The organism is Parafrankia sp. BMG5.11 (genome assembly GCF_004337455.1).
The window spans coordinates 1-4,130 of sequence record NZ_SJXI01000193.1 but is presented as its reverse complement, the minus strand read 5'-3'; the positions used below and the strand labels follow the sequence as shown (position 1 = coordinate 4,130).

Here is a 4,130-nt window from a genome sequence, read left to right as displayed (position 1 = left end):
GGCCATCACCAGCCTCCCTCACACCGAGGCTTCACACACCCCCTGCCCTACCCATCCTGACCCTTTTCAGACACCCTCTATCAATCTTGAAGGGTCAGGGTCTGACTATGGTGCGTCCGGAACGAGGGTGGAGCGAAGCGCGAGGAATCCGTGAACGCCGTGCCGGAGAGGGAAAATGGCATGCCCAATCTCGGCACGCGCGGAGAGGTTCCGGTAGTCTTGCCGAGAAAACAGCGAGGGTTTCTATCTATGCGTGGTGGGCTTGGCGGAGCCTCGAATCGTTAAGGTTGGTATCGCCGGGACCCCGTCCACGTCCTTGAATACCCCTTCGTGCGTTGCGCGAGTTCGGAGAAGCCGGCGTCGACAGCACGGGTGGCCGAATGCAGCGACAGACGAGGCAAGGCGCATACTCTGCTCTACAGAGTAGCGAAATGGATACTTCCGGTCGCTGCTCTTCGCCATTCCATGGAGAAGCGATGATTTTCGGTAGATTGTCGATACGATGGATAGTGTCGGTTGCAATTGTCGTTGTTGTGGCTGGCTGTACTTTGCCGGGCAGTGGGAAGCGGCGACCGGTGGCGGTTGGCTGTGACAGCCCGGGAGTCACCTCCGACCAGGTGAAACTGGGGTTGGTGTTCTCTGACTCGGGTATTGGTAGCACTGCACTTTCCTCGGCCCGGTCCGGGGTGGATGCTCGGATCAACCTGGCCAACGCTCAAGGTGGCATCCACGGTCGTAGGATTTTTTACCAGTGGCGCGATGACGCGAGTTCCTCGTCGCAGAACGCGCTGGCCACTCAGGATCTTGTGCAGGAATCCGTGTTCGGTCTCGTGGCAGCTACGGCCTCGCTCGAAGGTTCACTGGCTCGTCTCGACGCGCAGGGCATCCCCGTGGTAGGTATCGCGCTTCCGTCTTGGAACAGGTATCGTAACCTTTTTTCCCACCTCTACATGCCCTCTCCGGGAACGGTCGCCCGATATATCCAGGCCCACGGTGGGACGAGAATCGCTGTTGTTACCACTGGCACTGTAGCCTTAACCATGGAGACCATCACTCAGTACAAAAACGCCTTCAGTGCTCTCGGACTCGCCGCGACCGATCCCATCCCGTACACGAGCAGTAGTGACAGCCCGCAGCGCATAGTCCACCAGCTCGCTGCTATTCGCGCCGATGCCCTGATCGGCTTCACCGCGCCAGAGGATCTTGCTGACATCGTGCAGGCAGCTCGTGCCGCGAGCCTACGCCTGAACGTCGGTGTTTCCCTGACCGGCTATGACAAAGCCCTTCTTCCCGCGTTCGGTCAAGCGCTGGCTGGTGTGTCGATCCCCGTGTATTTTCGTCCGTTCGAGGCGGGAGGCCCAGCCATCGACCGCTACCGCGATGCAATGACACTCTACGCGCCTGAAAGTATCGAACCCGACCAGCAGTTCGCCATGCTCGCCTACATATACACCGACCTGTTCCTACGCGGACTTGACCTGGCCGGCACCTGCCCAACCCGTGAAGGGTTCATCAAAGCTCTACGGAGTGTCACTGACTATGATGCGGACGGTCTGATCTCGCCTGTCGACCTAAGTACCAACTCTACCCACCCCCTCGATTGCTTCGCGTTCGTCCGTGTCAACCCCACCGGCACCGCGTTCGATGTCGTAAATCAAAGACTCTGCTCCGACGGCTCGGAATCCCTGCCGCCGGGAAATGAATCAACGCCAACCGGCCGTAGTCGGTAAGAAGACAGAGAAGTGAGCCTTTCCCGCGTGACTTTCAGCCAGCGCGTGTGAGCGCCACGGGGTGTGGTTGGTTACGGGTGAAGCTGAGGGCCGCGGCAAGGGGCTCTGTTCCCCCCGGCTGGTGTCGTGATCAGACTGCCATGGCAAGTTCGGTGAAGGTAAGATCTTGAATGGGTGGTGCGTGCACGTGCTGCTTGTCGCCGGGCTACCCCACTCTCAGATCGCCGGGCGACTCTGGCTCGACGGCAAGACCGTGCGTCGCTTCGCCCGTGCGACCACCTCTGACGAGCCGATCAACGGTGCTCCTACGAGACGACGCGGCACCTCGGACCGCCATGCCGTCTATCTGACCGCACGGTGGAACGCCGGTGTCACCAGCACCCGCCAGCTCCACCAGGAGCTGTGCGACGGCTGCCCCGACCTCGGCTCTTCGCCCGCGAACGGGTCGCTTCCTTCTCCGCACCTGTGAGCTCGCCGACCAATAAAGATCCAAACCACAATCACGGAACTTGCGCCAGAGCCCAGTTCCAGGCGTCGTCGGCGGCTAGGCCGCAGCGGGTGCCGGTCGTAGCGGATCGGACCCGTGGCGCGGGTCAATTACGAGGTGAAATATATGACTATGTCCAAAAACTTCGAGCAGGTAGACGGTGTGGGGCCGGTTGTCGGTGGGACACAGGGCAATCCGCCTTCCGTCGGTGGGTCGCTGGTGCGGTGGGTGCAATACCAGGCGCCAGTGTTCGTACGGGTGCAGTCGGACGTGGACGGTCAAGGTGGCAGGGTCACCAAGGTGATCGTGGTTGCTGACCCCGGTGACCTACACCTCGCTCGTGACGGCCATGGTCGTTTCCTGGTTTACGACAACGGCTTCGACCCGCTTCGACAGGATGACTCCCAGGCCGGCCTTAATCTCGTCCAGACGGTTTCGATCGCAGAGGACCGCCACCGCTGGCCCGATGGGCACCTCATCGCCCTCGGGAACGGCTGGGACAGCGGACCCGACCCACGTATTGACCCCGCCTACTACCCCGACCGCAACTGCCTGCCATCACCGGTTGAGCCCGCCGAGGGTGGCACAGGTCTAGCCTGGGATGGGTGGTGACCGGTGACGGAGCAGCGCTGCTGCACCGGGGCTTATGGCGGCGGCGCTGGTGAGCTCGTCTAGTGCTGGGTTCCTCAAAGGCAGTACACAAACCGCTGGCGGAGTTTGCGGGTGGGTGGTGCCGGTCGTCCCCAGATCCATGATTTGGCGCGGGTGTTGAGGTGGGTGGTGGCCAGGTCGACGGCGTGGGTGATCTCGTCGGTGTCGGCGAAGGTCTGTCCGGCGAACGCGGCCCTGCGTAGCAGCCGCCACCAGCCTTCCTGCAGGTTCAGCCAGCAGGCTTTCTTCGGGATGAACACCTGCTGGATACGCGGGTGGCGGGCCAGCCACTGGCGGACCTTCCGGCTGGTGTGGGTGCCCGGGTTGTCGGTGATCACCCGGATCGGGCCGCGGGGATTTGCTCGGGCGAGGTGGGTCAGCAACTGGATCCAGCCGTCGCTGTTGCGCGACGGGGCGCAGCAGGTGACCTCGGTGCCGTCGCGGATGCGCAGGCCGCCGAAGACCCAGGTCTTCTCGCTGCCCCGGGAGTACTCCAGGGGTGCCTTGAGGCGGTGGCCGTCGGGTGACCAGCCCGGCGCCGGCGGGAACGTGCGTGGGATCACCGGGCCGAGCTCGTCGGCGCAGATCACCGTGGTGCCGGCGGGCGGGTGGGTGTAGAGCTCGACGACCACCGCCCTTTTGGGACGAAGTCGGGGTCGGCGCTGTCGGCCCAGGAACGGGTGTGCCGCCAGCGCACCTTCTCGCGTACGAGAATGCGCCGGACCTGGCTGCGCTGGATCTGGATGCCCTCGGCCTGGGCGGCCTCGGTCAGGGTGTCCAATGTCCATTGCGCGCACCCGTCCGGGTCGGCGGCGTCCAGTTCACCGGCGGGGGTGCGTTCCAGCCGGCCCGGTGGGATGGAGCGGGCCAGCTCGATGATCTGGGAGCGTTCGGTCTCGGTGATCCGCCGGGGGCGTCCGGGTATCGGCTGGTCGGCCAGCCCGTCCAGGCCGTCGGTGTTGAACCGGTGCAGCCACTGCCGCACCGTCTTGGGGTGACAGCGCAGGGCGGCGGCGATCTGGGGGACGTGGTGGCCGGTCCAGCTGGCCGTGACGATCTGGGCGCGTAGGATCCAGTCGGCCGGAGCGTGCCGGGCACCCGCCAGCCGGCGGATCTTCTGCTCCTCGACCGGGTCCCGGGGCTCCCGCGCATACAAGAACTTCGGCATGACGTACTCCCTGTCAAAACAGGGCGATACCCGGGCTCAGCCGATCTACCCCAGCCTTTGAGGAACGTTGCACTAGGAACTCGACGTTCCGGAC

The 4,130-nt window shown here is 63.8% G+C and carries 5 protein-coding genes; 3 read left to right on the top strand and 2 right to left on the bottom strand.

Going from position 1 to position 4,130, the window contains the following annotated elements; translation table 11 throughout:
• The first annotated feature begins 476 nt into the window (after positions 1-476).
• From E0504_RS49715 to E0504_RS49705, 3 genes are all read left to right on the top strand, one after another.
• Positions 477-1,730, top strand: coding sequence for an ABC transporter substrate-binding protein (locus tag E0504_RS49715; RefSeq protein WP_112104961.1), 1,254 nt, complete (start codon positions 477-479; stop codon positions 1,728-1,730).
• Positions 1,731-1,911: 181 nt separating this feature from the next.
• Complete coding sequence (locus E0504_RS49710) at positions 1,912-2,199, top strand: hypothetical protein (protein WP_131628106.1); 288 nt, start codon at positions 1,912-1,914, stop codon at positions 2,197-2,199.
• Positions 2,200-2,313: 114 nt separating this feature from the next.
• A complete protein-coding gene (locus E0504_RS49705) occupies positions 2,314-2,829 on the top strand; it encodes a hypothetical protein (RefSeq protein ID WP_131628104.1) in 516 nt (171 codons plus the stop codon).
• Between the two features lie 74 nt (positions 2,830-2,903).
• Here E0504_RS49705 and E0504_RS49700 read toward each other — a convergent pair whose 3' ends face one another.
• Both E0504_RS49700 and E0504_RS49695 read right to left on the bottom strand, forming a co-directional pair.
• Positions 2,904-3,500 (bottom strand): IS630 family transposase, encoded by a 597-nt coding sequence (locus tag E0504_RS49700; protein ID WP_243658007.1) that lies wholly within the window; start codon positions 3,498-3,500, stop codon positions 2,904-2,906.
• Positions 3,455-4,036, bottom strand: coding sequence for a helix-turn-helix domain-containing protein (locus E0504_RS49695; protein WP_112104962.1), 582 nt, complete (start codon positions 4,034-4,036; stop codon positions 3,455-3,457). Before E0504_RS49695 ends, E0504_RS49700 begins: the two co-directional genes overlap by 46 nt.
• Positions 4,037-4,130: the final 94 nt, after the last annotated feature.